Here is a 26,982-nt window from a genome sequence, read left to right as displayed (position 1 = left end):
GGCTAAGGCAAGAATTCTACAGGCAGCCAATTACTTTTCCAGCAGCCATTCCTCGATTCCCTTGCCGAGATGTCGAGCGGTTGACCCCGGATGGACCAGCACCTCATGGCCGGATTCCAGGGCGGTCACGGAGATCGGCTCACCGTTGGACTGGACCAGGCACACTGTCTCGGCATTTTGAAGCAAGACCGAGGCTTCAATACCTGCGCGGTCGGCTACCACTCGTATCAGGGGCCGACGCTCGATCTTTATTCGGCCGGCTACCACGGTCCTGGCTCGGCCGGTTGGGTCTACGGCCAGGACAGAGACCCCGCCACGTAATTCCGATAAATAACCGGTTTTTCCGTCCGGGCACAGAATGTAATGATGGAGCCCGCCCGCATTAACCCTGAAAGGTCGGCTGGCCACAAAAGGGTTTTCCGCGGTCTCTGCCGCGACCAGGAACAGAGCCGCTGCCTTGTCGCCGACCAACAGACCTTCACCGTGCGTGAATAAGCCTGCTACGTCCACGCACGCGCGCTCGCCTACCCCTACCGGCTCCACGCTCGTGATCCGAGCAGGAAGTAACTCCAGGTCCCATTCGATCCGGCGAATCAGCTCCCCCACCGCCCCGATTTCCAGTGGGTCGTCAGACTCCAGCACCACTCCGGAAAGCCCTGATTCCAGGGCTGTCAAAGCTTGCTCCGCTTCCACCCTTGTCTTTACCAGGGCGAGAACCTGGCCGGATCCCACAAGGTTCTCCCAGGGGATAAGCCGCCAATTAGGACAATCCACTACCACCAGCCGGCCCGAACGGGCCAGTTCCGCTGCCCGGTCAACATCAGCAGCAGAGCCCAAGCTGATGATCTCGAAATCAAGGTCGCCTTGTTTACCGGCAACCCGCAGGCCGTCGATCTTTCGGGCCTCGACATGAAATCCCTCAGGCGGCCAAACCGCGTCGGCATCAGCCTCTAGCGCTGCTTGCGCTGCGGCTTCATTCCATTGGGACAATCTGACCCAGAACTGCTTTGCCATTTGAAGATCTTTTCCTTTTCCAACAAAAGACTTGCCAGCAGTGTTTTCGCCGTTTAATATTGACCAGGTGGTCATTTATGTCAAGTAAGATATCCCTGTGTTGGAGCCAGGATACAATGACCCAACGGTCATATACTGATGGAGTTATGCGCCAAAACAACCCCCGCATCGCTGACCCGGCCCTTGTCGAAGTTGCTCGGAAACTGTCAGCCTCTGAGCGCCTTGACCTGGCTGACGGACTCGCGTGCCTGGAGACAACCGATCTGCTTGGGCTTGGGGCCCTCGCCTATGGAGTGAGGCAAGCCAGATTCGGCGATCGAGCCTTCTACGTGATCAACCATCATCTGAACTACACCAACATCTGTTCCAACGGCTGCAGATTTTGTGCGTTTCGCCGGGCCGCGGCCTCGCCCGACGGATATCTGTTGAGCCCCGAGGAAGCGGCGACCAGGATTTCCGCGTCGTCCCCGTCGGAACTGAAAGAGGTGCACGTCGTAGGGGCCGTTAACCCGGAGCCGGATTTCTCGTACTATATCGAACTGCTTGCAGCCGTAAAATCCGCGGCGCCTCACGCGCATCTCAAGGCTTTCACTGCTGTGGAGATCGACCATATTGCGAGCAAGGCCGGAATGTCATGGAAAGATTGTCTGACCAGGTTGAAAGATGCGGGTCTCAGCGCGCTGCCGGGAGGAGGAGCCGAGGTGTTTTCGGAGCGGGTGAGGCAAGCTCTTTTCCCGTCAAAAATCTCCGCGGAGACGTGGCTGGGCGTTCACGCGACGGCTCACAGACTCGGGATCGGGACTAACGCAACAATGCTCTTTGGACATATCGAGACCCCAACTGAGCGGATCGAGCATCTCCTGCGTCTGCGGGCCCAACAGGACGACACTGGAGGATTTAGGGCCTTCATTCCTCTTGCCTTTCACTCGCAAAACACCGAGCTTGCCCATTTGCCCGGCCCCACAGGGGTGGAGATTCTTAAGCTCATTGCCGCTGCCAGGCTGATTCTCGACAATTTCGCTCACATTAAGGCTTATTGGGTCATGCTCGGGCTCAAGATGGCGCAGACAGCATTGTATTTCGGCGCCGACGACTTGGAAGGAACCGTTGTGAGCGAGAACATTACGCATGAGGCGGGAGCCACCACCTCTACGGGCCTGACACGCGCAGACCTGGAAGGACTCATCGTCGACGCGGGGTTCATCCCTGCCGAAAGAGACTCTTTTCATCAGACTGTGGCGGTTTCATGAATCCGGATCAGGCCATCTGCGCGGCGGAGCAAGGACAGCGCCTGTCATTCAAGGCAGCCAAGACCCTGTACGAACAGGCAGATCTTCTTACTTTGGGGCAACTGGCTGAACTTGCCAGGTTCCGCCACAATCCTCGGCGTGTGGTGACGTACGCAATCGACCGGAACATCAATTACACCAACGTTTGCACATCGGGTTGTCAGTTCTGTGCATTCTGGCGCGCAAAAGGCCATGACCAAGCCTATATCCTTGACCAGGCAGCGTTGGCGGCCAAGGTCGAAGAAACCAAAGCGCTGGGAGGAACGCACATACTCTTTCAGGGCGGCCTGAACCCGGACCTGGACCTTGAGTGGCACGAAGCCGCAATCCGGCTCATCCGCTCACTCGGTCTAAAATTGCACGGTTATTCTCCCCCTGAAATTCATTTCCTGGCACAACGAAACGGGTTGACGACGGCTCGGGTCCTGGAGCGCTTCGTGAAAGCCGGTCTGAACTCCATGCCCGGAGGCGGCGGAGAGATCCTCAGTGACAGGGTGCGTCGCGTGGTCTCCCCCGGAAAAACCAACAGCAGAGAATGGCTCGATGTCATGGCTGTAGCTCATGGCCTGGGTCTGAAGACTACCGCAACCATGATGTTCGGGCATATTGAGACCGCGAATGAACGCTTGATCCACCTGTTTAGATTGCGGCGCCTCCAAGATCAAACCGGCGGCTTTACGTCCTTCATTACGTGGCCTTACCAGCCCGGGGCAAACACTATTCAAGTCAAGCGGACCGGCGGACCGGCCTATCTGCGCATGCTCGCGATTGCCAGACTGGTTTTGGACAACTTTCGGCATGTGCAGGCTTCGTGGGTCACGCAGGGAGCCAAGATCGGGCAAGTGGCCCTGTTTTTCGGCGCAGATGACCTTGGATCTACAATGATCGAAGAGAACGTTGTTGCAGCCGCAGGAGTGGGGCACCGCTTAAGCCTAACCGAGATGATTCGCCTCATCGAAACAGCCGGCTTCGCTTCCGAGCAGCGGGACAATGTCCACGAGCGAGTGCAGGAGACCCAATGAGAAAGAGGGTTCACAGGGCCGGCTGGATCTTAGTGAAGCCTGGCGTGTGGATCGAGAACGGCATGGTTGAAGTCGTCGACGGCGGTATTGCACAAATCGGCAAGAGCAGGGCCGGCGCGGAAATCATCGACCACGGGCCTGGTGTCATAATGCCTGCCTTGATAAATGCTCACACTCATTTGAGCTTGTCCGCGCTCCACGGGCGGCTGGACACCGGAAAAGGATTTGTCAATTGGGTGCAGGAATTGATAACGGCCAGATCCGGGCTGTCCGCGGAGGAGATTTCGTCGGCAGCCGCAAGAGCTGCACAGGGCATCAAAGATTCCGGCACTGGGCTGGTCGCGGAAGTGGGGCCCGCGGAGCCGGGCGCAACCGCAATGAGGGCCAATGGGTTGGAAGGGATCGTCTTCGAGGAGGTCCTTGGCAATTCCTGCGAACAGAGGGCTTTGCCCCGCGATGAAAACGGGCTGACCTTTTCGTTTGCCGGTCACGGTCTCCACACTACGGCTCCGAATGTTTTGAGGTCTCTTAAGTCGGCAACCTTGGAGCAAAACCGTATTTTTTCAATCCATTTGGCCGAATCCGACGCTGAGACCGAGTTCCTAGAATGCGGCAATGGGCCGTGGGCTGAACTTCTCGATTCACGAGGGATAGATTTCGCGCACTGGGGGATAGGAGGCGAGCGGCCTGTGCATAGGGCTGTCCGGCTCGGCCTGCTCGGTCCGGGAACCTTGGCGGTCCACCTGCTGCAAGTCGATGACGCGGAGATGGCCGTTTTGGCCGATACGCGGACAGCCGTTTGTGTGTGCCCCAGGTCTAATTTCCTGCTACATGGCCAATTGCCGGACATTCAGGCTTTGCTTGCAGCCGGTCTAGCACCGGCCCTGGGAACGGACTCGGCGGCAAGCGCGTGGTCGTTGAGTCTGTTCGACGAGATGGCTTTCGTCAGCGAGAGATATCCTGGTCTGAGCCCGGACAGGTTGCTGGCTTTCGCCACGGTCAATGCAGCGAAGGCCTTGGACAAGCCTGACATGGGGACCGTAGAGCCCGGGCAAAGGGCCTACCTGATCTATGTGGACATTGCTGCCGGCTCCGGGCAAGAGGCTGCGCTTCAATTGGTCGCGGGGAGACCTGACCGGGTGGAATGGCTATGAATCCGATCAGACTTGGGCGCATGGCGTATATCAACACTCTCCCCGTGGACTGGGGGCTCGTGAATGGGGGCTTCGGCGACTTGGTCACCTTGAGGCGAGGAACTCCAACCACCTTGAATCGTCTGCTGGCAGAAGGACAATTGGACGCGAGTCCGGTCTCGTCGGTTGCCGCTGCGGAGCATGCCGCGGACTGGCTGGTCTTTGACCATTTGTGCATCGGATGCCGAGGCGATGTGGGGAGCGTCATACTACAGTCCGACGTACCGGTGGAGCAACTTGGAGGCCGATCCATAGCCGTAACAGCTGAGTCTGCCACAGCGGTGCGGCTTCTACAAATCCTGTTGTCGCACCACTGGAAGGTGGAAGCGAAATTGGTGACCGAGAATGGAAGAACCGTTCCGCGGCTTCTCATTGGCGATCCCGCGCTCAAGACCGCACAGTCCAATCCGGCCGGCTTTGTCTACGACCTGGGGCGGGCATGGCGCGATTATACGGGCAGAGGTTTTGTTTTCGGTTTGTGGTGCGTTCGACGGGCATTCGTCGAGGAAAACCCCTGGGAAACCAGGATGCTTTACGACCTTCTACGCGCCTCGCGTGCTCAAGGCCTGGCCGAGAACCGGAAAGTGATGGACGAAGCCGCCAATGTGACCGGCTTGGATGCACAAAAGATCGAAAGTTACTTTGCTAAACTGGTCTTTGACCTTGATAACGAACTCTGGAGCGGACTTACGCACTTCTTGGCATTGCTTGGCCACGATCCCGGTTCGCTCAGGCGTTTTGGAGAGGTAGGGCAATGGACGGGAAGGCTTGGCGTCTCAGGAGGATTGTAAATCCCCTTGATGGGAGGACCGTGATTGTGCCACTCGATCACGGAGTAACCGTGGGGCCGATTCCAGGCCTGGTATCCCCCAAGACAGCGCTGGCGCGCATCTGTCATGCAGGCCCTGATGCAGTTATAATTCACAAAGGCCTGGTGCGCTATTTGCCGCGGGACGCCGATTCGGGCATGGGGCTTATTATTCATCTGTCCGCGGCCACCAACCTTTACGCTCAGGGCGCCAAGGCGCTCGTCACCGGAGTTGACGACGCGATGGCCCTCGGCGCTGACGGCGTCTCCGTTCATGTGAACTTCAGCGGACCAAAGGAAACGGAAATGCTCGCCGATCTCGGCAAAGTGGCTGATCGCTGTCTGGCGCTGGGCATGCCGTTGCTGGTCATGGCTTACCTGAGGGGAGGAACGCTGGCGGAAAACGATCCCAAGGGACTGGCTGTTGCCGCCCGTGCCTGCGCAGAGTTGGGTGCCGACCTGGTGAAATTGCCCTGGCCGGGTTCGGTTGAAGCCTTCACCGAAATTGTGGCAGGATGCCCGGTTGGAGTGGTCGTCGCCGGCGGCGATCGCCATGCCTCCGTGGAGAGCCTGGAGAGGCGTGTGGAAACAGCTTTGGCCGTAGGAGCCGCGGGTGTGGCTGCCGGTCGTAATGTGTTTCAGGACTCTGACCCGGCCGCTGTCCTGAGAAGGCTATTGCGGTTGGTCCACCCCTCCGCAGGTTTCCCTAAGGCGCTGCCCTTGGCAAGGAGTGTGGGGTCATAAATGCCTTTTGACAGTCTGCAAGATCTGGTGAACTTCCTCGAAGACCGAGGCCAGTTGGCTCGAATTAAAGAGAGTGTCAGTCCGTGTCTGGAAATCACGGAAGTGACCGATCGAGTCGTGAAAAAGGCCGGACCGGCTCTTCTCTTCGAGCGTCCCACTAACTATGACTTTCCTGTATTAACCAATGTGTATGGCTCATTGGAACGGATCAAGTGGATATTCAATACCGAGGGCCTGGATGGCTTAGGCGGGCGATTCAAAGAATTTCTCGAGATGAAGCCGCCGGGCAGCTTTGTCGAAAAAATCAAGCTATTCCCCAAACTGAAGGAATTGGCTTCCGCGTTACCCAAGCAGGTCAAAGACGCGGCGTGCCAGGAGATTGTCCAGACCACCGAGGCTAATCTGCGAGAGCTGCCGGTATTGACATGCTGGCCCCTAGATGGAGGACCGTTCATCACTCTTCCCGTGGTGATAACGCGTGATCCCGACACCGGCAGGCGCAATGTGGGTATGTATAGGATGCAGATATATGACGACCGGACAGCCGGCATGCATTGGCATATACACAAAGGAGGGGCAACGCATTTCCGCCGAGCCAAAGACAAGCTGCCGGTCGCCGTGGCCCTGGGGCCGGATCCAATAACCACGTACGCGGCCATTGCCCCGATGCCGGAGGACGTGGATGAACTCCTTCTGGCAGGGTTCCTCAGACAAAAGCGGGTGCCAGTAGTCAAGTGCATTACATGCGACCTGGAAGTTCCTGCGGAGTCGCAATTCGTTCTCGAAGGCTATGTCCTGCCGGGCGAGACGCGGGTGGAGGGACCCTTCGGCGATCATACAGGGTTCTATTCGCCTGCGGATCATTATCCGGTATTTCACTTGACGGCAATTACCAGGCGGAGCAAGCCCATGTATCCGGCCACGATCGTGGGAAGGCCCCCAATGGAGGACGCTTTTCTGGGCAAAGTTACGGAGCGCCTGTTCTTGCCTCTGCTCAGAACCCAACTGCCTGAGATCGTGGACATGAATCTGCCCATCGAAGGTGTTTTTCACAATCTTTGTTTCGTTTCCATCGACAAGCGCTATCCCGGCCACGCTCATAAGGTTATGCATGCCCTGTGGGGTCTAGGCCAAATGATGTTCACCAAGATCATCATGGTCTTTGACCGAGAGGTCAATGTTCAGGACACAGGCGAAGTCCTGTTTCATTTAGGCGCAAACGTCGATCCGGCCCGGGACCTGTGTCTGGCAAAAGGTCCGGTGGACGCTCTTGACCACGCTTCGTCATTGCCGCACCTGGGTTCCAAAATGGGGTTTGACTGCACCCGCAAATGGCCTGAGGAAGGCTATAGCCGCGACTGGCCCGAACTGATCCGGATGGATGGCGAGGTCGTCGCCAGAGTCGACGCGATCTGGGACAAGTTGAAGCTATAAGAGCACATTTGAATGAATATGCGCTGCACGATGCTCATTCCCGCCGGTTTCGTTGAAACGACCCGCAGACTCCTGGCGTTGGTGAAGATCGAACATACGTTGTTCGGCTTCCCCTTGGCGCTGACCGGCGCGATCCTAGCCGCGCGGGGTCTCCCGGAGGTCAAAGTTCTGGCACTTATCATCGTCGCGTTCGCGAGCGCCAGAGCCGCGGCCATGGCCTTCAACCGTGTGGTGGACCGGCATTCGGACGCGGCCAATCCCCGGACCGCCGCACGAGAAATCCCCTCAGGCCTTGTTAGGCCCGCTCAGGCCTGGGGTTTGGTTGTGGTGGCCTGCGCGGTCTTCTTTCTGGCCGCATGGGGCCTGAACGAAGTATGCCTTTTCTTCTCTCCCCTGGTCTTGGCCATATTGATCGGATACTCCTATACCAAGCGCTTTACCTGGTTGTGCCACATCTTTCTGGGACTATGCCTTGGTTTAGCTCCCATTGCCGGTTGGCTGGCTGTAACACCTCAATGGTCTTGGATTCCGGTGGTTTTTGCCCTGGGTGTGGTTTTCTGGGTAGCAGGGTTCGACATGATATACGCGTGCCAAGACGTGGATTTCGATCGGACAAGCGGGCTTCATTCCTTGCCCGCAAAGTTGGGGACCCGCGCGGCCTTGCGTTTGGCCGGGGCGGCACATCTGCTTGCATTCGCGTTTTTCCTCTCAGCGGGCGCGCTGGCCAACCTGAATTGGTCATTCTACATTCTGAGCCTGATAACCGCGGGCTTGCTGCTCTGGGAGCATCGAATAGTCAGGCCGGACGACTTGACCCGGCTGGATTTGGCCTTCTTTAAGGTAAATTCGATGGTTTCTCTGAGTTTGATCGCGGCGGTTTCTTCAGGACTGGTGTGATTTTGTCAAACAGGGAAGGCCATCAAAGGCATGGCCGAACGAGGTAGGAGACCGGCTTCCTCGGCCTTTGCGAAGAGCAAAGCCACTGCTTCCCGGCCTTCCTCGGAGAGGTCAACACTGAAAGAATTGACATAAAGCTTAATGTGCTGAGCCATCACATCCCGGTCCATCTCCTGGGAGTGTGACTGAACATAACTCATGGTTTGATCCGGGGAACCCAACGCATCCAGGACAGATCCCCGAATGGCCTGATCCACCATTTGCGCCAGTTCATAACCCAGGTCGCGACGAACTGCAATTCCACCGAGGGGAATGGGACGGCCGGTTTCCTGTTCCCACCAGGAGCCCAGATCCACCAATGACTCCAGTCCATAGGACCCCAATGTGAAGCGGCCTTCGTGAATAACCAGTCCGAAGTCGGCCTCTCCACTTGCCACGGCAGGCATGACATCTGAAAAGACCATATGTCTGAAATTTGGCTGCTTGCCGTGGAATAGGCTCAATAGGAGTGCAGCAGTTGTCATGGCCCCAGGGGCTGCCACAACTCCGTGCCCCAAGTCGGCAACCGTCCGGCCGGGTCGGGCCACTAGGAGAGGACCGCATCCCCAACCCAAAGCGCCACCGGCGGATAGCAGGCCATAGGAATTCCTGACCTGCCCTAGAGCCATGAAGCTCAGTTTGGTCACTTCCAGCCTTTCTTCGACAGCCCACTGATTGAGGGTTTCCACGTCAGCCACCACCGGCTCGAACATCAAGGGAGTGGCCAGGCGATTCTCCGCCAGAGCGGCCATGATGAACGTATCATTTGGGCACGGTGAATAACCGATCTTGAGCGAAATCAATATTCCCTCCGCAAATAATTCAGGACTAGCGATTGGGCCCGCTCGTTGGCAAGGTCCAGATTCCAGGCCGATTTGTCGCGAATGCCGGCAATGTTGCTTACTCCTCGCACCTCGGCAACTTTTATTCCGAACCTCATTCCTGCCAGAGCCAGAGCATACCCTTCCATATTTTCCACCAGTGCGCCGAAACGACCGGCTCTCGTCAAAGCGTGAGACGGTTGATTCGACACTCCTGCGACGCTCAAGAAAACGCCTCGATACACCTTGAATGTTTTTTCAGCCTTCTCCACGATAGAGCAACCCAGATGCTCGTCCAACTCTATGGTCTGCCTGAACCCCAGCAAGTTCAGTGAATCGGCCTCACCCACACCTTCCCCCGAGCAGATCCCCAATTCAGCCAGAATTTCCGACGAGGCCACTGCGACGTCACCGATCTCCAAGCCCGAGCCGGGTAGGGCCCCGGCTGACCCTGCCATGATCACTTGATCAGGCTTCATGTGGGTCAAGAGATGTCCCAAAGTCACTGCGGCCGAGACGATGCCTGCTCCCACCGGAGCAAGATATATCGGGTTTTGGCGCAGAACTCCGATGTAGTAGATAAACCCGGAAGCCGTTCTGCTTAAACGAGCGTTGAGTTCCTTTTTTGCCTGGTCCAACTCCGAGTCGAGGGCTGCGACGATACACGTAACCATTAGGCACCGGAGCCGGCGAGGCCCGTTCTCAGCAGGCTGACAACCCTCTTGGCCCAGCGCTTGACCTCATCGTCCGAAGCCTTGTACAGCCCGAGGCCCGCATCCAGAGACTGGACGCCATATACCTGGAGAAAGCGCTCCAAAACGGCCTCTATCACGAATGCGGCTTCCTTGGCATCAACATCGCTTTGAACTTCTCCTCTGGATTTGGCCGTTTCTACAAACTCAATCAAGTATTGAATGGATAATCGCCGGATGGATTTGATGAGGGAATTCCTATCGGGCAGGCCATTTTCGAAAAGGACTCTCAGGTAGATCTTGAATACACGGGGGTGAGATTTAATGAACGCCACCCCGGCCAGGAGTGATTTCTCAAGCCGGGTGAAAAGGTCATCAGAAGAGGTCTCGTCTCTGACCTCCTTAAGATAGTCCTTAACCGCTTCCAAGGCCTTTTCGAAGACGAAATGGAACAGGCCTCGTTTATCGTAAAAATAATTGAAAAGAGACCCCTTGGAGATACCGACTCTCTTAACTATCGCGTTCACGGAAGCGCCTGAATACCCTTCTTCCGCGAATTCAGTTAAGGCAGCGGAAAGGATCCGCTGTTGCTTACGGCCGTCGAGCCCTCGAAACGTCGCTGAGACTCCCAATGACCCCTCCTCGGTGAGTTAGACTCAATCTTACGTTTTGCCCGGTAGGCTGTCAACCGATCTGAGTCTTCTCTACGAATGTGCGATCATACCGGCACCATTTAAGATACCGACCCTCGTGTCCTAAAATCCGCCGATTCATTTCTTCCTAGAGCGTCACAAAAATTTTCGCATGTTATGTTCATCACAATCATAATTGTTTACCCTATACAGACACTAATTCAGGCCTTCATTATTTAGCCATCCGTACCGCTGGACGCAGACGAGGGTGTCCCAGCGGCCTTATGGTGGTTGGCACGCCAAAAATTATATGGCGGCCTATTTGAGCCTCCATATGATGTTGACCGGCTCCAAGAGCCGCCCATCGCGCGATTTTTCTTGACTCTTAAATGCCTACCTATGTAGACTGATACAAGTGGTGATTTCATGCGCACGACTCCCCTGAGTCGCAATTTCGTTCCCCCTGATGTTCACCTTCGAAGCAGTAACATAGACAAAATGAAGATCACGGTTCAAGAGCAGCCTAGCGCGCGGTCCAACAGGCGCGAGTTGGTAACTGTCACAGTTACCGAGGAAGATTTCTTCAGACTCAAGGCAGCCGGGGGACCGCGACCCAACCAAATCAGTGCGGCTCTTCACCGATATTTGCATATTATGAGCGAAACCGGGTGGCGTTCACAAATCACCTATTGGGGATGGTCCAGAGGACCTGTCGTAAGTTTTCCATGCGCGATAGCAAAATCGCTTTCAGACGAAATCCGAGGCCTGGGCGGCCGCTTCGATAATCACACGATGGAGGCCGTACGATCATTCTTCCTTGCAACTACGGTTACGTCAAATAACATCCCCCAACAAATTCATTCAGAGCTTACGCTGCCCAGGAATTTGTTGTCCACGGCATTTGCTTCCCTCAGTTTCTTGGTGTCGCGCGTCTTGGGCCAACCATAGTGGCCCTGATGATTTGCTCCAAACCAAGCTCACTTGCCCGCCCCTGTCATGCATACCAAAATGTAAGTCCCACATTCCTTCCTACGCCAGTGTACTTTTTCGCGAACCGAAAATGGCTTTCACCGGTGTCGATGTAAGAAAACATTCTGCTACAATTCATAGTAGATGGCGCCCCGATCTCCCTTTTTGAGCCACGTGGCATTAGCATTGCACTAGCACCTGCGCGGGATTGCGGGTGCCGAGCAATCTTGACTTGGCGATGCGAGCACCCCCATACTCCCTGGGTTTGGGCTATCTTTACAATGTTGATTTAACGTGAGGAGGAGGTTATGAAAGCCGTTCTTTTTTTGGTGGGAGTTCTGTTGTTTATGTTTGCGGCGTCCGGACCGACCAAGGCGGATGATGCCGAGGAGGTGCAAAACCTGGTCGAGCGCGCGGTTGCCATGGTCAAAGATCGCGGCAAAGAAGCGACGCTGAAAGCCGTCAACGACAGGCAAGGCCCTTTTGTCAAAGGGGATTTGTATGTGTTTGCTATGAGAATGGACAATGTCATGGTGGGCCATCCGCATGAGCATTCGTTGCGAGGGGTCAACCTGAACTTTGTCAAAGATGCTGCTGAAACCCCTTTGTTCCAGCGCTTCAAGGAAGTTGTCGAAGCGCAAGGCTCAGGATGGGTTGAATACCAGTGGGCCAAACCTGGCTCAAAAGATCCGTCACCGAAAAAGTCCTTTATCAAGAAGGTTCCTGGAGAGGACCTGTACGTGGGGGCTGGTTACTATTTGGACACAAAACCTGCCGGTCGATAAAGGTCAGGAAGTCGAGGAAAGAAGCCCCTTGCGCCAAACGGCTTCCGGGCGCAACCTCTTAACTTATACATGGGAATTGTCGGTTCCATGTCATTGCGAGGAGTGAAGCGACGAAGCAATCTCAGCCCCTAAAGCCAGAGATTGCTTCGCTGCGCTCGCAATGACACGTTTCGCTCGAGTTGACTCCCCGGCAAGGCTGAACAGTAACGTCCGAGAGGAGATTCTGTTTGACTAATAGAGCCGCCGTAAGGCATGCTTAAGCGATCGCCGTTTGCGATGCGATGAAGGACGATGTTTGCTTTCCCTTACGCATTGAATTTTCCGCGGCCGTCCTGAGCGTGATTCGACCGCACAACATGGCGGATGGCTGAACATGCTATTGTGGAGTGATCGCCGGCTAAGCGAATCTGAGAGCGATGCCTCCTACGCCAGCGAGGAGGGTGTGCTATGAAGCGAGTAATTGTTATCAGTTTGACATGTGTTCTCGTGGTTTTTCAATACAGTTGGGCATGTCAACCCGTGGTCCGGGAGGCCACGGGGGGTTTGGCGGACTTTGTCCTCGATATTGTCACGGCTCCGTGCAGCCTTCTGGCCGTTTGTCTCGGTTGGGACGGAACAACCTGTACGCCGCCACCGAAGCCGAGATTGACGTGCTTTCCGCCGACTACGCCGCGGCGTCCTCCCTGTAAGCCCACGCCTGTGAAAAAGTATCCGGGGAGCCGCCTCCCACCAGCCGTGATTGTTCCGACTCTACCCGGACCGCCCGAAGGACCGCCTGCGCGACCGCCACGCGTTCAGGCCCCCTCTCCTCCTGTGATAACCGAAGAGAAGCCGCCGCCGCAGAGAAAACCCGTTCCCCCGCCTTCCGCGGGAACGCCGGTTCCGAGAGAATCTGTCCTGCCACCTGCCATTCCCCTGCGTCCGGCACGGCCGGAAGAGCAGCGCACAATTACTCCCGAGAAGCTGACCAGTCCGACGGTTCCTGGGAAAGCCGCTCCGGGAAGGCCCGGGGAGATCGTTCCGGGGGCCCCCAAGGAAGCGTTTCCTGCTGTGCCACGGCCGCCGGAAACTCCTCGCACTTTGGAGCCGTCTCCCGTTCCCAGCACCGAGAAGCCCGGAAAGGAACCGCAACCGCGAAAAGGCAGGCATCCCGGTCCCTGCGTACCTGTTTATCCACAAGGATGCGGCCCTCAATTTTTCTTTCGGTGATCCGGAAGCGTTCCACCAATTTTTAGGGCGAAAACCTCTTATGCTCTGTTGTGAAAAGTAATTCAGGTTTGTCGTCCTTGATCCGTCAGGGTAAATGGACTAACGTAATATAGTTGAAAGTGGTCGATGGAGAATTGGTGCGCCGGCCTGGCAGTCCGTTACGGCCGTGCGTGACTTCGGCGGCCCACATTCGTGATGTCAATTCGATCTGATCCAGCGACTTCAACGAGGAGGCCTTGTGATGAACAGATCCGAGATTCTGAGAGCCCTGGAATGGGTCGATCAGGCGGCTAGAGACGGAAATGAGCTTCGCTTGGCCAAGGCTAAGCAGGCCCTGGAAGACGAGATCGCGTCCAAACGGACCGCAACTCCTCCGGAAACAGCTTACCAGACTGCTTTCGAGAGTTTTGTTAGGAAACACGGCAGAGAGCCCTTGGAAGAGATAGCCCTGGAAGAATGATTCCGGGCCTTAGGGTCACGGGGTTGTCAGCCGAACCTTGTTCCTGGAGTTCTTTTGCGCGTAGTGGCCTTGACAAAGCTCACAGATTCCCCAACCCCCTCATCCGCGATCATTACGAAGCGCGGCCGTGCAAAGGAGTCCTCCGTCGCATATGGGGCCGCGACATTCCCATCATGGGAACGTCGCACCTGCCCGATTCGCGAGTCATACGTCCTTTTCACTCCGATGCCTTTACAAGTTGCAAAAAACCCTGACATGTTTTCCATCCCCTAACCGCCGACTGCCTCACCCGTTCAAGTAGTTTCCTGTCAATTCCGATAGTTACGTGGCCAGTGGACAAATTTCAGGGTTGGCATAGCCGTTGCTCACTATTCCGTCTTAAAGAGGAGCGCACACGGTTGTCGGTGCGCATTTACTCTGTCGGTTTTGAGCTGTTCAGGCATGTTTAAGGCGGCTGACATTATGGCGACACCGCTACCCACGCCACCAGAGCCAGATTCAGGGCGATACGAAGCGAAGGCCTTCACCAAGGACGGCAATCCTATTTATATCAGACCGATCAGGAGCACGGATGCCGATCTATTGGTGGGATTGTTCAATTCGTTGTCGCCGAAGAGCATCTTTTTCAGGTTCCTTAGAAACTGGAAGAGCGTCCCGCCCGAGATGGTAGCCTGCTTCACGCAAATCGATTGCCGACAGAATGTAGCGATGGTCGCATTGGAGCAGTCGCATTCTCGAGAGCGGATGCTCGGGCTGTGCGGCATTTTAAGGCACCCACAGTCCACTAAAGGGGAACTTGCGGTGGTGGTCTGCGATCCGTGGCAAGGGAAAGGGGTAGGCGCAAAACTGGTCGAAATCTCCGTTCAAGTAGCCAGGGACCTGGGCATGACGGAGCTATGGGGGATTATCTCTCCCGAGAACACGACAATGCTGGCTATGGCGGGAAAACTAGGCTTCTCAGTGCGAAAAGACCCCCAAGCAGACCTTTACGAGATTGAGATGAAGCTATAGATCGCTGTCGCTGACAGCCGAAATCTATTTCACCGGGTTCCCAGCCGGATTTGCCTGAACTTTTGGAGGTGGTACCATGCAAGTTGTCGAACAAGGCAGCAATGTGCTCTTTATGGACCCTGATCCGGACAACGCACGCGAGTTCTTTTCAAAGAAATCTCGCGCCATGACCGACAAGAGAATGACCGTCAAGGAAGCGGTGGATAAATTTGTTCCGGACGGTTGCTTCCTCGCAGTGGGGGGGTTCGGTGCCAACAGGATTCCCACCGCAGCATTGCACGAGATCGTTCGCCAGAAGCGCAAGAATCTAGGCTTCTTTGGGCACACCTCCACCCATGACTTTCAAATACTTTGCGCAGGCCGGTGTATCAATCGCGTTGACGCGGCGTACATAGTGGGCCTCGAAGCACGCGGGTTGTCGCCCAACGCTCGGCGTGTCATGGAATCCGGCGAAGTCGAGGTGACGGAATGGACCAATTACGCTCTGGCCGTGCGCTTGCGAGCCGCGGCCGAAGGCGTTTCCTTCGGCATCGCACGCTGTATGATGGGAACGGACACGTTCAAGATGTCTGCGGCAAAGGTCATAGAATGCCCCTTCACCGGAAAGAAATTAGTGGCTCTGCCCGCGATCTGGCCTGATATAGCGATCATCCATGTCCACGAGGCGGATATATACGGCAACTGTCATATCCGGGGGATTTCCATAGCCGACCTGGAGCTGGCGCGGGCTGCCAAACACCTTGTTGTCACAACCGAACGATTCGTCGGTAATCATGCCATCCGGCTGAATCCGACACGCACGGTAATCCCGTTTTATCTTGTCGACGCAGTGATCGAAGTTCCGTACGGGAGCTACCCGGGCAACATGCCGTATGAATACTTCTCCGACGAGCAGCATCTCGGGCTGTGGCTAAAAGTGGAAAAAGACCCGGATGAGTTTGCCAAATTCCTCGACAAACACATTTTCAATGTGACTCATTTTGAGGAGTATCTGGAGCTTTGCGGAGGCATAGCACGGATGAAGGACCTGAGAAATCTCGAAGGGCTGGTCGATCGTTTGTGACAGCCGCGGCATCGCGGGCCGGAAAGGCCGCCAAGGAGGATGTGGAGATGGCTCTTCAATACAATATGATGGAAATGATGATTTGCGCGGCTTCAAGGTATCTGGAGGACGGAAAGACCGTGGCAGTGGGCACAGGGGCCCCATGTGCCGCCGCGATGTTGGCCCAAAAGATGAACTCCCCCAGCCTGGTCATCCTCTTCGAGGCAGGCGGAGTCGCGCCTACCATGCCGCAGATGCCGATTTCCGTCGGTGACTCCAGGACCTTCTTCCGTGGCATCATGGCTGCGGGCATGTGCGAAATGATGACCACGTGTTCCAGAGGCCTGGTCGACTATGCATTCCTTGGCGGCGCTGAGATTGACAAATACGGCAACATAAATTCTACGGTGATAGGCGACTATCACAAACCAAAGGTACGGTTTCCGGGAAGTGGCGGAGCGAATGACTTTGCTTCCATGTGCTGGCGCACTTTGATTATGACGGTACACACAAAATCGCGTTTTGTGGAGAAAGTAAGCTTCTTGACCAGCCCGGGCTACCTCACGGGGCCGGGCGCGAGGGAAGCGGCGGGCCTGCCGCCAAATACCGGCCCGTACAAGATAATCACCGATCTGGCAGTGCTGGGATTTGACGACGAATCCAAGATCATGAAGCTGGAATCAATGCACCCCCGCGTGGAAATAAACAAGGTGAAAGAAGAAACCGGCTTTGATCTGATCATACCGGATTTTGTGCAGACAACCTCCCCGCCTTCACACGCGGAACTCAAAATCCTCCGTGGAGAGGTGGACCCATTGAGATTAGTGATAGGGCGATGATAAAACTCCATGAAGTATAGCAAGTGTCCAGAAAAGCGTCTGATTGCGAAAAGCGCTTCTTGGAAATTGGTACGTCGCGGCCTCCGTGCCGGTACATTTTTCGTATACACGTCAATCACGCCCCTGGCGTGACAGGGACCCCGGATCGCGGTCCGGGGCAGGCTCCGGGCCCTACGGGTTTTCTTTGAACGCGGGCCGTGCAAAGGACTAGAATTTGTTGCAACCGCTATAATTCATAGGCTCGAACGTGACGATCGCCTCCGGCAGATCGCCCTTTCTTTAAGCTGCTCTACCTGCCATGCCGCACATTGCAGGCAGGTCAGATTAGCGTTCTAGCAGTTCTCCTGTCTAATTCCGGGGGCCCGGCTTGCAGCAAAAGGATCGTAGTCAACGTCCAAATTCTTAGCAACGGCTTGTCGTGTTTTTTCCATGAGTTCAGGCACATCGTTTTCCGTCAGGCCTTCGGTATTTATCGAATCACCGATCGTGACGGTTATATGGCCGGGCCGGAACCATAGAGTCTTCCTAGGCAGGACCTTATGCGCGCCATTGCTGGTCACCGGTAGGATCGGCATGCCGGTTTGTACAGCCATCATGAAGGCTCCCTTTTTGAATGACTGTAGGTGTCCGTCAGGGGTCCTGGTTCCTTCGGGGTATATCAGCACCGACCACCCACCTTTGAGCTTTTCGGCGCCGGCACGTAGTCTTTGTACCGATTGAGTGCGGTTGGACCTGTCGAGCGAGATCGCTCCAGTGGCGGCCAGTGCGCCCCCAAAAAGAGGCACCTTCAGGAGTTCTTTTTTTATCACCCACCGGAACGAAACAGGCAAAACGGAAACCAGGGCCAATACGTCTGCGTAACTCTGATGATTGGGAGTCACAATATAGGACTGGCCCGGAACGACCTTTTCCGCACCAATTAAAGAAAAAGTGATCCCCATACACTTGGATACGCCCCAGGCCCACCAGCGCATCATCCGATACGTGAGCCTTCCGGAAGATGTTATCAGACCGATGAGCATTAACGGCGGCGCTAAAACTCCGGTGATGACTACCAGACCCAATGCTGTGAGAGCAATCCTGAGAACTCTGTGTAAAGAGAGCAGCACTTTCAACTCCTTTGGCTTACCCGAGCCATCGAGCATCGACCCGTGCAGACGTCCTTGTCATTTATATATCATGGAACCGGCAACTCAGAGAAATCCTAACGGTCCAATTTATATGGAAGCGCGCACGCGTCGCTGTACGGATGCTCGCGCAAAGAAGGAAGGCCTTTACACGCGAACACCTCGCGACCGGGCGCCCAGGTCCGTCGCGTCCCGCATTACTGCTACAACTACCATTGCGAGGGCACAAGCCCGAAGCAATCTCCAGGGGCGGGAAAGTCCCGTGTTGGTATATCGCCTTTCCATTGGAATGACCGGCAAGATGCCCGTCCCACCGGAGAGTGGAGATCGCTAAGTCTTTTCGCCCTGTGCAACGGCGAGGTGAGATGTCGAATTCACTGAATTGACTTAGAACCGATTTCCCACTACCTTACTCGAACTGTGATTCGAACGGTACCCATGGAAACACAAGACCTATCAAAATTAAAAATAGAACATGACCGCCGACGGCCGGCAACGCGCTTGGCAGGCAGACGCTGGATTTTGTGGGCCATACCGTTCGCACTTGCGGCGCTTGCGATAGGATTCCTGGCCTGGTCGGGAAACTGGATCGGGTCTGTTGAAGTTCAAACCGCCAAGGTCGCGTTCACCCTGCCGTCAAGAGCGCTGGCCGTGTTAAACGCCAGCGGCTACGTGGTTGCCCAGAGAAAGGCCGCTGTTGCGTCCAAGGCTACCGGCCGGTTACAGGTGCTCTACGTTGAAGAGGGAAAACAGGTCAAAGAAAATGAAGTCCTTGGCATGCTGGAGAACAAAGACCTTATGGCCAACCTTGAAGAAGCCCGCGCGGCCTTGAAGGTTGCCAATGCCGCTCTCAAAAACGCCGAGGCTGAACTACACGATGCAACGCTCAATTACAACCGACAAAAATCTCTGCGGGGATCGGGAGCGGTCTCCGAGCAGGCGCTTGACGCGGCAGAGGCTCGGTACAAAAAAGCCGTCGCTATGGAGGCTTCCGCCAATTTCGGGGTGCATCGGGCACAGGCCTCGGTGAACTCATCAGAGGTAAACCTGGAGTATTCGTTTATACGAGCCCCCTTTGACGGGGTGATCCTCACCAAGAACGCTGACGTGGGAGAGGTCGTGGCGCCCTTCGGGGCCTCTGTGAACGCCAAGGCCGCGGTGGTTACCATGGCCGATATGGGCTCTCTTATGGTCGAGGTGGACGTTTCCGAGTCGAGCCTGGAAAAAGTGAAACCCGGCGGTCCTACGGAAATTCGGCTGGACGCGCTTCCCAACGACCGGTTTCCGGGCCGGGTCCATATGATCGTCCCCACCGCGGACCGTACCAAAGCTACGGTCCTGACCAAGATAAAATTCGACCGTATCGATCCCAGAGTATTGCCGGAGATGAGCGCCAAGGTCGCATTCCTGTCTCGCCCGCTAAAGACCGGCGAGGACAAACCACTCCTCACGGTTCCGGCATCCTCGATCGCCAAGATCGGAAACAATGAGATTGTTTATCGAATCAATGACGGCAAGGCCCACGGTGTTCCCGTGACAACCGCACGACAATGGGGAGATGATCTGGAAGTTCTGGCCGGGCTAAAAGAGGGCGATACAATAATACTCAAACCTGATAACCGGCTGAAGGATGGCAGCAGGGTCAAGGCCAAGGAATGACGCATCATCGCGAGAATAGGCGCACCGCCCGTCTTACAGGGTCAGCGGTCATCTGACATGAAAAGCACCAGGTCCGAAGCGCCACCGCTTGTAATGATAAGGGATCTCAGCAAGGCGTACACCAGAGGCGACCAGGCTATCTCGGTGCTGAGTCACATCTTCTTGGAAGTGGACCACGGAGAATTCCTCGCGTTAATGGGACCGTCCGGGTCCGGCAAAACCACTCTGTTGAACCTGATAGCCGGAATTGACACAGCTGACGAGGGGGTTCTGGAAATCGCGGGCGTAGATATCACACAGCTCAGCGAATCCGAAATGAGCCGCTGGCGGTCCACTCACGTGGGATTCATATTTCAGTTTTACAATCTCATCCCGGTGCTCAGCGCGTTGGAAAACGTCCAGCTTCCCTTGTTACTCACTTCTCTGGACTATCGAAGTCGACGGGAACATGCCATAGCCGCGCTGGAAGCGGTCGGCCTGATCGACAGGATGGATCATTACCCCTCTCAACTTTCCGGAGGCCAACAACAGAGGGTGGCAATTGCCAGGGCGCTGGTCACCGACCCTGTCATTGTGGTCGCGGACGAACCTACCGGCGACCTGGACAAGAACTCCGCGAACGATGTGTTGAATCTGCTGGGAGACCTTAATGAGTCGTTTGAAAAGACCATAATAATGGTGACTCACGATCCTCGCGCAGCGCATAAATCCAAGCGGGTCCTTTACCTGGACAAAGGTGTGCTCGCTGATTCGCTCAAGGATGAACCGTGATCAGGCGATGCCTCTACAATTCTTTATGCCGCGAGATATTGGTAAAATATTCTTCCTCATTAAGAGACAGCAGATCCTCCAAAAGTGAGGTTTCGCCTGTGATCTTTTCAATTTGGCTACCAAAAAACTGTCTCAATACGCGATTTTGTCCGACCACTCTCCTGTCCTTATTCTTATAGAAGGCTTTAAGGTAAATATGAATCCGTGCGTAGCAGTTTTCGAGTTGATCCAGGTCCTCGCGGACCATCTGTTCATACATCTCTTCTCTGGGCATGTCGGGGTTTTCTTCTATTAGCTGCCGTTTTGCCTTAATTCGCTCGCTCCGGGATATGACGTTTTCCACGTATTGATTCAATTCGGCAAACACGCTGTCGTCCATCATTACCTGCAGAATGTTGTCCTGAGATCCGGGGCGGTTGCCGGCTCGACCGCCGGAAGGCGATGTGGCCGGTTCATATTGGACTTTCCACAATTCAGGATCGTCCTGAGATTTTGAAACGGCAATCTTTTCGATTTTCGTCGAAATGCCGTCTTTGACAAAAATCGGTGCGCGTATCACAAGCCTTCTCAGTTGATTGGCGTAGAGCTTCGTGAGCACGCGGTACCCCACTTCCATGGAGCTGTTAAGCATAGAAAAGATCGCTACAGTCCGACGATCTTCCAAAGAGATCAACTGGAGCATGATCTCCTGAACAGTGGGGGTAAGGTAGAATTTGAAAGTCGTGCCGTCCTCCAGTTGCTTTCGGACAAACACACGAAAATTATCATCCAACTCCTCCGAGCGAGTTTCAAATTGAAAACCTGCAAGAAAGCGACCTTTGGCCACCAGGATCTTGGCAGCGGCGCCGATGGTCATATTGGTTTTGTCGAGCATAAATAGTTCAGGCAGGCGGTTGTCTCGAAGAGCGTTGTTGGTAAAGGAGGTTATTCTGGCCAACGCTTGGGCAATTATCGCTGCATACTTGTCGTCAATTGTGACATCCGGGATGATCTCGATTGCTAGTTGGCTTGAGTTCATGGGTTGCAACAGATCCCTAAATACTCGGCGGCAGTTTACTCATATTGATACGCATTGAAAACGGCGCGTCACCGTCGGGCCTCGCGCCGGAGCAAGTTCGTCCCACGACATCGCGGGACCGACGCCTTACCCGGGGACCTTCGCGACGTGTCGGCCTCAATTGCAATGCGTCTCCGGTATGTCATTGGCCAGGGTCCTTGTGGGGGTCTCTCCTGAGAAAATCGTTGAGTCGTATCACTTTGTCATCAGCAGAGGCAGGCGACCTGAAATCTTCTCTTTCTTCGATTCGCTCCACAAGGTCCTTTAGGTTCGGGTCCTTAGCAAGGGCCTCATTTATTTTTCGGTCAAGTTCAATTGACTTCTGCACCAGAATGTCCACAGGACACTCCATGCCCACGCCCTTACTAAGAATGGACACCAGCTTGTTGACAACCCGCGGATTTTTCTGCAGATAGGCAGGAACATGGCCCCACAGGCTGAGCGCGTCAATACCCGCGTCCATGCATGCCTTTACCAAGCACGAATGAATGCTGATAGGTCCATAGTAATCAGCGGCTCGTACCTGAGCATCCGATTTAAGTGCACTCTCCACAACGGAAGTGGACGAGCCCACGACTGTCACGACAGCGGGAGCTGAATGAGAAATAGTATCCTGCACCCCTCCGACAGTGTAAAGCTGTTGCACACTCAGCTTTCTGATTATATCAATAATCACTGACGAATAGGTTAACCATCCGTGGTGCGGCTCCTTCCCGAGAAGCAAGGCAACATCGCGGTTGCCCGAAGGATTCTTCCAACAATACAGTTGAGAAGACATCGGTTCCAGCTCATGGATGATGCCGTCTTCGATCTGAGCCACAGGCCGATCCAGCGTGTAATTCACAAACGGCTCGTTACTGAGGGCGGCTATCTCAACGGGCTGCAAGACTTCGACCAGGTATTGAATGGTGTCCGTAGACACACCACCGGCGTCGGACCACCCGTGGAACCCCGCAACCAGGACGGGTGTTCGGAGGTTGGGCACATGGTCCCATTCAATGTACGACCGCGGCACAGATTCCGTCATTTTCGCTCGCCCCTCACAAGGCACACCTATTCTAATCTACCTCCACCGGTCAGATCAAGCACGGAACAGGACCCAGGCCCCAAGGCAGGTGGAATGGGCGAGGGTCCGAGATAACTTACGGCGGGAACGTATTTTGTTTAATGGATTATGCCTTTTGTCTCACTCTTGTCCACGAATTATTTGACACTTACAGCAATGAAAATAGTGAGCCCCTTCCTGAGGCAAATCCGCTGAACCATGCTTCCACAGCATTGACAAAACCCGCGGAGCTACGTAAACAATCTATTGCGCCGGAAAAGGGCCTCCTTGCAACATTTATTCCCTGGTATCACGCGATCCAGCCTCCTCCAACGACCTGCTCGCCCGAATAAAGCACGGCGGCTTGTCCCGGAGCAACACCCGACTGCGGTGTGTCAAACCTTATCTCCATTGCATCGCCCTGGAAATCCTTTATTGCACAGGGCACGGACGGTGACGTGGACCTGATCTTCACGTGGAGCCGATCTCCCGGTAAGGGTGCCTTAACAGCCAGTAGGTTTACTTTGTTAATGGTGAAGCCTGACTTCAGGGTCTCTTCCTTGGTGCCGACAACCACCGTGTTGGTTTCAGGATCTACTCGGATTACATAGAGAGGTTTTGGCCGAGAAATACCCAGCCCTCGGCGTTGGCCCACGGTATAATTCGTTATACCTCGGTGTGTACCTAATGTATTTCCAAGACGATCGACTATTCGACCAGGGCGATCCTTTGTTCCGTGAATGCTCAGAAAGTCCCTGTAGTTCCCCTCGGCAATAAAGCACAGTTCCTGCGATTCGTCGGATTCCCAAACTGAAATGCCTTCACTTCGCAACAAGTCTCTTACCTGAGTTTTGGTGAAACCTCCCAGCGGAAAGATCGTGCTGCCGAGAATCTCAGGGGTCAACATGAACAGAAAATACGATTGGTCTTTCGCTCTATCTTTACCTCGGAGCAAAACAGGCCCCTCCGGGGAGAGGCCGATTCTGGCATAGTGGCCCGTAGCCATTTTTTCGCAGCCGAACGCACGAGCCTGGTCGAACAGAAGTGTCATTTTGATGAAGCGATTGCACATAGGGCACGGCGACGGCGTCCGGCCTCCGGAATATTCAGCAACAAAGTATCTTATTACAAGAGCCTGGAACTCCTCAGACAGATCGACTTGGTGAATCGGGACCCCGATCTGTTCAGCCGCGGCCTGGGCCATTTCCCAGGATTTGTCGGACCCGGAATGCAGCAGAGCGTGAAATCCAATTACGTCGTGCCCGTCTCGCTTCAGGATTAGCGCGGACGCGGTACTGTCCAAGCCTCCACTCATGGCCACAGCCACTCGCATAGCAACTCCCGATACCGATGCGCGATCGCAGAGTTAGGATCCAAAGTCCCTGGCAATTAGGCCGGATCACTTCTTCGGATACCAACTGTTTTCAGCGGTTCCTGTGCCGCTGCTGATAAAAAAGCGGCTCGTATTTGGTGCGAGATCTCGGCCGCTCCATTTCCTGATCCGGCACAGCGACTTCTCTCGGAGGAAGTCCTTGTGCTTGGGGGGACGGAGACGTGACCGGCGGAAGCATTTCCCGTGGTGGCGGAGAGGGAAGACGTTGGCCCGGAGTCAAAGGGGGCGCCGTGCTTGCCCCTGGCGCGGCATAGGGCGGCTGTACTCCCCGAGCTTCTTCAGGAAAAAGGTTCCTTCCATCCAGGGGGTTCAGGGGGACGCCCCTACCCGGTCCCGGCGGAACGACTCCGGAAGGCTGCCCGGGCGGATATTGAGCCCCTGGGGCCTGATATGCTCGTGTGGCCTGATCATAGGGGGCCGGCAACAAACTCACCCCCCTGGTGTAGGTGGCCAGCACTTCGGGCTCATCCGTTGGAGAGAGGACCAGGGTTCGGTTCATGAAAGGGGTGTATACCGGTTCCCGAACCGTTTTTGGAGCAAACCCCTCCTTGGAACTGCCGTCAATGGTCAGCATGTCTTTGAAGGTTATGTCCGGAGGGACCGGGAATTCCTTTTCAGGCCGTTTGTCCAGGACCTCCTTCATGAAGTAGCCCCAGATCGGCAATGCGGCGCGGGCGCCTTCCTCACGGGGCCCAAGGGGTCTCAATTCGTCGAAGCCCACCCACACACCGGTCGTGAAATCAGGATTGAACCCTATGAACCACGCATCAGCCGCCTTATTGGTGGTGCCCGTCTTTCCGGCTAAGTCTTTGCGCTTCAAGTACTTACTCATGCGCGCACCGGTCCCGTGGGTTACGCCTCCGTGGAGCAGGTCCGTCATGATATAGGCCGTCTGCGGAGACATGGCCGCCCTTGCCCTCTTGTGGGACGAGGCGCTGCGCGTCGGGCCACCGGCTTTTGGCGCATCGCCGGTGTCCCGAGCTACAGGCCGCGGGGTTTCGGCAAACTCGGTCTCCGAATCCGTGGTTTCCTGTTCCTCGTCGTAATCTGTGTCAGTGGCCCCGAAATTTATGTTTTGGTCGGACCTGATCTCCTCTCGCGGAACCGGGTGGGGTATTTCCGACGCGTCCAATAATGGCACGGCCGAATTGTCTTCCAGGACGTTTCCAAAACGATCCTCAATCCGTTTGACCAGGATGGGCTGGACATGAACACCACTATTGGGGAAAACTGTGTAAGCCGAGGTTAGCTCCATCGGGGTCACTTCCGAGGTCCCGAGGCTAAGCGAGAGGTTGCTGCCCAGCGGAGACCGAATCCCCATCGCTTTTGCCATACGGATTACCGGGCCAAAATCCACGTCATATAGAATTTTCGCGGTGCAGATGTTGCGGGACAGTTCGAGCGCTCGGCGCAAACTCAGAGGCCCCAGGTAGTCTCCTCCCGCGTTCCTGGGCTGCCAGTCCAGTTCTTCTTTGTCGAAATCGACCGGAAATCTTGTGGGTTCGTCTATGATTATTGTGGCAGGGCTGTAGCTCTTCTCTTCAATTGCCACAGCATAGATCAAGGGCTTGAAAGCGCTGCCCGGCTGGCGTCTCGCCTGAACCGCGCGGTTGAACTGAAAACGCTCTCCGGAAACGCCGCCGATCAGAGCCCGCACGTATCCCGTCCGGTTTTCTATACACACCAGGGCGCCTTGAAGCTGGGGATTGTCATCCAGGACGAACATCGGTGTTTCACCGACAAATTTCTCGAAACGGAGGGCCAGCACGTGGCCCACTTTGTATATGGGTGCAGGTCCCTCAAGCTTCACTCGCCCCCTGATTCGCTTGGTGAAAGCAACATCCAGGTCGGTTTCGGCCTTCTTGCGGTTAACTTTTGTCACTATCCCCTGGTATACACGGCCTTCAGCCAAATTCGGATTGACCCGGCCCTGAAGCAGTTCGTCGATCTGACCGGGGGGTATGGTGTTGACTATAGCGAAATGCTTCTGCCGCGCCTTTATCTCCGCGAGGCCCTTCTCCACCGCCTCCTGGGCATGCCGCTGATAGTCGATCCGGCAGGTGGTGAAGACCTTGAGCCCTTCGTGATAAAGCTTCTGCTCGCCGTACTTTTTAATGATGTAACGGCGGACTTCTTCGGCAAAATCCGGCACCAGGTCAAAAGGTTTCGTCACGTCCTTCTTGATGAACAATTTCTGCTGCTTGGCCTTTTCATATTCTTCTTCGGTGATGAAGCCCGCACGGAGCATTCGTCCCAGCACCGTCAACTGCCTTTGCCGTGCAAGCTCCTCGCTCTTGAAGGGATTGAAACGTGCGGGGCTCGCCACCAGACCGGCAATGAGCGCGGCCTCAGCAACCGTCAAGTGCTCCACGGGTTTGTCGAAATAGCTTCTGGCAGCCGCCTCCACCCCGTAAGAGCCTTCACCAAGATAGATCTCGTTCAGGTAGATGTAGAGGATCTTTTCCTTGCCCCACAACTTTTCGATACGAGAAGCCAGGAGGATTTCTTTGATCTTGCGGGACGCGGTCCTGTCCCTGGTTAACAGGTAGTTACGGGTTTGTTGCATCGTTATGGTGCTGCCGCCCTGCACTATCCTGCCGGCTTTGAGATTGGCCAACACCGCCCGGCCAAAGCCCCGCCAGTCTACACCGGAATGCTCGTAAAATCTGGAATCCTCCGCTCCTAGAAATGCCTTGATAACATGAGGCGGAATCTGAGACAGCTCAACCACAAAGCGCCTCTCTTTGTAGAAAATCCCGATCACCGTGCCGTCGTCCGAGTAAAATGTCGAAACCGTGCGTGGCTGGTAGGTCTCTAATCCCGGAATTTGAGGGAGTTGTCTGGAAAAAACCAAATAGGTTCCCAGCACAGCGCCACCCAGGAAAATGGGAATTTCCAGGAGGAGGATAAGAGGGATCAGGACAAAGATTGTGAGAAGGCTTTTGCCGACGATTTTTTGAAGTGCTTTGTTCACAATGGATCACTTCTTGTGGAACAGGCTCTTCAGCCTGTCATCACTGAGATTCCGGA

At 55.3% G+C, this 26,982-nt stretch carries 23 protein-coding genes; 14 read left to right on the top strand and 9 right to left on the bottom strand.

Annotated features, from left to right (window positions below; genetic code table 11):
* Positions 1-30 precede the first annotated feature (30 nt).
* Positions 31-1,014: a 3-dehydroquinate synthase II gene (locus HY913_01290; GenBank protein ID MBI4961888.1), complete on the bottom strand. Its 984-nt coding sequence runs from the start codon at positions 1,012-1,014 to the stop codon at positions 31-33.
* Positions 1,015-1,160: 146 nt separating this feature from the next.
* Between HY913_01290 and mqnE the strand changes: the two genes are divergently transcribed.
* From mqnE to HY913_01255, 7 genes are read left to right on the top strand one after another with little or no spacing between them, the layout of a single operon-like run.
* Positions 1,161-2,264: an aminofutalosine synthase MqnE gene (mqnE, locus tag HY913_01285; protein ID MBI4961887.1), complete on the top strand. Its 1,104-nt coding sequence runs from the start codon at positions 1,161-1,163 to the stop codon at positions 2,262-2,264.
* On the top strand, positions 2,261-3,325 hold the full coding sequence (gene mqnC, locus HY913_01280) for a dehypoxanthine futalosine cyclase (protein ID MBI4961886.1): 1,065 nt from the start codon (positions 2,261-2,263) through the stop codon (positions 3,323-3,325). The genes mqnE and mqnC overlap by 4 nt, the downstream gene beginning before the upstream one ends.
* On the top strand, positions 3,322-4,479 hold the full coding sequence (locus tag HY913_01275; GenBank protein MBI4961885.1) for an amidohydrolase family protein: 1,158 nt from the start codon (positions 3,322-3,324) through the stop codon (positions 4,477-4,479). Before mqnC ends, HY913_01275 begins: the two co-directional genes overlap by 4 nt.
* Positions 4,476-5,309, top strand: coding sequence for a menaquinone biosynthesis protein (locus HY913_01270; GenBank protein ID MBI4961884.1), 834 nt, complete (start codon positions 4,476-4,478; stop codon positions 5,307-5,309). The genes HY913_01275 and HY913_01270 overlap by 4 nt, the downstream gene beginning before the upstream one ends.
* Positions 5,273-6,070, top strand: a complete 798-nt coding sequence (locus HY913_01265; protein MBI4961883.1) for a fructose-bisphosphate aldolase — start codon at positions 5,273-5,275, stop codon at positions 6,068-6,070. Before HY913_01270 ends, HY913_01265 begins: the two co-directional genes overlap by 37 nt.
* Positions 6,071-7,504, top strand: coding sequence for a menaquinone biosynthesis decarboxylase (locus HY913_01260; GenBank protein MBI4961882.1), 1,434 nt, complete (start codon positions 6,071-6,073; stop codon positions 7,502-7,504).
* Positions 7,505-7,534: 30 nt separating this feature from the next.
* Positions 7,535-8,401, top strand: a complete 867-nt coding sequence (locus HY913_01255) for a UbiA family prenyltransferase (protein MBI4961881.1) — start codon at positions 7,535-7,537, stop codon at positions 8,399-8,401.
* 5 nt (positions 8,402-8,406) lie between these two features.
* Here HY913_01255 and HY913_01250 read toward each other — a convergent pair whose 3' ends face one another.
* The 3 genes from HY913_01250 to HY913_01240 are packed head-to-tail and all read right to left on the bottom strand — an operon-like array spanning position 8,407 to position 10,585.
* Complete coding sequence (locus HY913_01250) at positions 8,407-9,243, bottom strand: 1,4-dihydroxy-6-naphthoate synthase (GenBank protein MBI4961880.1); 837 nt, start codon at positions 9,241-9,243, stop codon at positions 8,407-8,409.
* Positions 9,240-9,935 carry a futalosine hydrolase gene (gene mqnB / locus HY913_01245; GenBank protein ID MBI4961879.1) on the bottom strand — a complete coding sequence of 232 codons (696 nt, stop codon included), beginning with the start codon at positions 9,933-9,935 and terminating at the stop codon, positions 9,240-9,242. The genes HY913_01250 and mqnB overlap by 4 nt, the downstream gene beginning before the upstream one ends.
* On the bottom strand, positions 9,935-10,585 hold the full coding sequence (locus HY913_01240) for a TetR/AcrR family transcriptional regulator (GenBank protein MBI4961878.1): 651 nt from the start codon (positions 10,583-10,585) through the stop codon (positions 9,935-9,937). The genes mqnB and HY913_01240 overlap by 1 nt, the downstream gene beginning before the upstream one ends.
* Before the next feature lie 1,277 nt (positions 10,586-11,862).
* Between HY913_01240 and HY913_01235 the strand changes: the two genes are divergently transcribed.
* From HY913_01235 to HY913_01215, 5 genes are all read left to right on the top strand, one after another.
* Complete coding sequence (locus HY913_01235) at positions 11,863-12,339, top strand: cache domain-containing protein (GenBank protein ID MBI4961877.1); 477 nt, start codon at positions 11,863-11,865, stop codon at positions 12,337-12,339.
* A gap of 1,450 nt (positions 12,340-13,789) precedes the next feature.
* Positions 13,790-14,008: a hypothetical protein gene (locus tag HY913_01230; GenBank protein MBI4961876.1), complete on the top strand. Its 219-nt coding sequence runs from the start codon at positions 13,790-13,792 to the stop codon at positions 14,006-14,008.
* 462 nt (positions 14,009-14,470) lie between these two features.
* Entirely contained in the window at positions 14,471-15,019 is a 549-nt protein-coding gene (locus tag HY913_01225) for a GNAT family N-acetyltransferase (protein ID MBI4961875.1), read from the top strand.
* 76 nt (positions 15,020-15,095) lie between these two features.
* Positions 15,096-16,082, top strand: a complete 987-nt coding sequence (locus tag HY913_01220; GenBank protein ID MBI4961874.1) for a CoA transferase subunit A — start codon at positions 15,096-15,098, stop codon at positions 16,080-16,082.
* Positions 16,083-16,129: 47 nt separating this feature from the next.
* Positions 16,130-16,900 carry a 3-oxoacid CoA-transferase gene (locus HY913_01215; protein MBI4961873.1) on the top strand — a complete coding sequence of 257 codons (771 nt, stop codon included), beginning with the start codon at positions 16,130-16,132 and terminating at the stop codon, positions 16,898-16,900.
* 332 nt (positions 16,901-17,232) lie between these two features.
* On the opposite strand, the gene HY913_01210 is transcribed toward HY913_01215, so the two are convergent.
* Complete coding sequence (locus HY913_01210) at positions 17,233-18,045, bottom strand: 1-acyl-sn-glycerol-3-phosphate acyltransferase (GenBank protein ID MBI4961872.1); 813 nt, start codon at positions 18,043-18,045, stop codon at positions 17,233-17,235.
* A gap of 420 nt (positions 18,046-18,465) precedes the next feature.
* Here HY913_01210 and HY913_01205 point away from each other — a divergent pair, with 420 nt between their 5' ends.
* Positions 18,466-19,686: an efflux RND transporter periplasmic adaptor subunit gene (locus tag HY913_01205; GenBank protein ID MBI4961871.1), complete on the top strand. Its 1,221-nt coding sequence runs from the start codon at positions 18,466-18,468 to the stop codon at positions 19,684-19,686.
* A gap of 57 nt (positions 19,687-19,743) precedes the next feature.
* Positions 19,744-20,457: an ABC transporter ATP-binding protein gene (locus tag HY913_01200; protein MBI4961870.1), complete on the top strand. Its 714-nt coding sequence runs from the start codon at positions 19,744-19,746 to the stop codon at positions 20,455-20,457.
* A gap of 13 nt (positions 20,458-20,470) precedes the next feature.
* Here the strand turns inward: HY913_01200 and HY913_01195 are convergent, their stop codons facing one another.
* From HY913_01195 to HY913_01180, 4 genes are all read right to left on the bottom strand, one after another.
* Positions 20,471-21,475 (bottom strand): hypothetical protein, encoded by a 1,005-nt coding sequence (locus HY913_01195; protein MBI4961869.1) that lies wholly within the window; start codon positions 21,473-21,475, stop codon positions 20,471-20,473.
* Positions 21,476-21,656: 181 nt separating this feature from the next.
* Entirely contained in the window at positions 21,657-22,541 is an 885-nt protein-coding gene (locus tag HY913_01190) for a PAC2 family protein (protein ID MBI4961868.1), read from the bottom strand.
* A gap of 328 nt (positions 22,542-22,869) precedes the next feature.
* Positions 22,870-23,892, bottom strand: coding sequence for a tRNA 2-thiouridine(34) synthase MnmA (gene mnmA, locus HY913_01185; protein MBI4961867.1), 1,023 nt, complete (start codon positions 23,890-23,892; stop codon positions 22,870-22,872).
* Between the two features lie 91 nt (positions 23,893-23,983).
* Positions 23,984-26,926 (bottom strand): PBP1A family penicillin-binding protein, encoded by a 2,943-nt coding sequence (locus tag HY913_01180; GenBank protein ID MBI4961866.1) that lies wholly within the window; start codon positions 26,924-26,926, stop codon positions 23,984-23,986.
* Positions 26,927-26,982: the final 56 nt, after the last annotated feature.

The sequence above is a fragment of the Desulfomonile tiedjei genome, assembly GCA_016212925.1.
Lineage (GTDB): Bacteria > Desulfobacterota > Desulfomonilia > Desulfomonilales > Desulfomonilaceae > JACRDF01.
This window is presented reverse-complemented; position numbering and strand designations above follow the sequence as displayed.